A 1748-nucleotide genomic window follows, 5' to 3' on the forward strand; every position below is an offset into this window, starting at 1 on the left:
AATTTGGCTGATCAGCTTCATGAGCTATGATCTGGGATACATCGACCTGGAGCAGAGAACACTACAGACAATCGACAACCCGTTCGGCACGAGGTTGTAACCCATGTCTCCGGTACAAACTGTTACCCATGTCTCCGGGTCGGACAGGTGGAAAATGGCGACCCCGGCAGGATTCGAACCTGCGACCATTCGCTTAGAAGGCGAGTGCTCTATCCGGCTGAGCTACGGGGCCTGATTGGATCGTGCGACGAGCGATTCGCGCCGGTGCCAATCCTAGCATTTATCCTGACAGGAGGGACCCTCGCCCGTGAGCGGGCGGCTTAGTGGGTCCAGGGTGCGATGCGGTTGAACTTGAAGTTGTCGGAGTAGGAAGCGCCTCTGACCTTTCGTTCATGCGGCTCTTCGACACGATAGGCGATGCCGTTGCGCCGGGCATAGGCGACGGCTTCTTCCTGCGTTTCGAAATACATCCGAATCTGCTGCCGCATGTCCGAAGACGACGTATACCCCATCAGCGGCTCCACCGAACGGGCCGTTTCCGGTTCATAGTCCAGAACCCAGCGGTGGGTTTTGGCTTTGCCGGATTGCATGGCGGTTTTGGCTGGCCGATAGATACGTGCGAGCATTTGATCGTTCCCGAGCTGGGCCTGCCCGCTTCCCCGGACCGGCTTCCACAGCCACGGTTTTTCCCCTCTTTTTGCCTTGTGTCAACACCCGATGAAAATGACACGTCCTTCAGCCAAAGCCAGTCTTCACTTAATGCCGGTTTAACCGTAAATGGGGATTAGTTGCGCTTGGCACTATACAACCCAGAGTACTTTGTGCCATTGGTATCACTGCTTTAGATCGGCAGCTGCTCTAACCGGATCTCAAAGAATCCGGGACACGCACCTTTCGGAGAGTGTTCGAATAAAATGCAAACACCACCCTTCATTCCGCAATCTGCCTATATTCATGAACATGTCCAACCCGGCGACAAAAGGCTCAAAAGGCTGAAAGACGAAGTCGACCGGCACAATCTCACGGAAATGTGGGACATGATTTTGGCGCTCGACTATCAAGTCGCCAGCGCGCATGAGTTGCCTCATGAGACGAAAGAAGAATTTTACGGTATTATTGAACTCCTTCTTAAGGCATTCGTGAAAGAGTAGAAATAACAACTAATCGAAGTCAGGGAACGGTGCGATTTTGCTGACCACGAAACGGCCAGTCTTTACCGAGCTGGGCACCGAGGCTATCGACAAGGGCCTCGCCGATCCTCAGCTCTCTGCCTTTTATGAAAGCATGATGTCCTCCTCGGGCCTCGTGACCGAGAACCTGCGCGAACACATGCCTTACCTCAGCCTGTGTTCAGACAAGCTTGAAGGCGTCGGCCCCCCTCCGATTTTCTACGTCGGGCGCAGGTCCAGCCAGCGCAGCCTGTTCGGGGACGAATGGGCCATGCAGCAAGGCCAGGAACTGAGAACCCCGGATCCGGATCTCGAATACGCCTCCGCCGAAGGCTACCGGGCCGCCCTGTCCGGCCGGCCCTACTATGGCTACGCCCGCACCGCCCTGCACCTGGAGGGCGGCACGATCGAAATCGCTTTCGAACGCCTGATCATGACGCTGCGCCCCTCAGTGCGGGTTTCGGTAATCCCCGGACACAGATTTCAGTAATTCCCGGACACGCGTTTCGGTAATTCCCGGACAGGGATTTCGCTAAATCCCGGACAGTTCCGGGCCCCCGGACACGGTTGGTCATCGCC

Annotated in this window: 3 protein-coding genes and 1 tRNA gene; 2 read left to right on the top strand and 2 right to left on the bottom strand. The window is 56.1% G+C overall.

Going from position 1 to position 1748, the window contains the following annotated elements:
* Positions 1-155: 155 nt before the first annotated feature.
* Together HK439_RS26285 and HK439_RS26290 are read right to left on the bottom strand one after the other, a co-directional pair.
* Positions 156-232 (bottom strand) — tRNA-Arg (locus HK439_RS26285).
* An 88-nt stretch (positions 233-320) separates the two neighbouring features.
* On the bottom strand, positions 321-626 hold the full coding sequence (locus tag HK439_RS26290) for an ETC complex I subunit (RefSeq protein WP_190294446.1): 306 nt from the start codon (positions 624-626) through the stop codon (positions 321-323).
* 288 nt (positions 627-914) lie between these two features.
* On the opposite strand from HK439_RS26290, the gene HK439_RS26295 reads away from it, so the two are divergent.
* Together HK439_RS26295 and HK439_RS26300 are read left to right on the top strand one after the other, a co-directional pair.
* On the top strand, positions 915-1151 hold the full coding sequence (locus HK439_RS26295) for a hypothetical protein (RefSeq protein WP_190294447.1): 237 nt from the start codon (positions 915-917) through the stop codon (positions 1149-1151).
* Between the two features lie 37 nt (positions 1152-1188).
* The gene (locus HK439_RS26300) at positions 1189-1659 is read left to right on the top strand and encodes a hypothetical protein (RefSeq protein WP_190294448.1); all 471 of its coding nucleotides are present in this window, start codon (positions 1189-1191) and stop codon (positions 1657-1659) included.
* The last annotated feature ends 89 nt before the right edge of the window (positions 1660-1748 follow it).

This window comes from Roseibium aggregatum, from assembly GCF_014692675.1.
Lineage (GTDB): Bacteria > Pseudomonadota > Alphaproteobacteria > Rhizobiales > Stappiaceae > Roseibium > Roseibium aggregatum_C.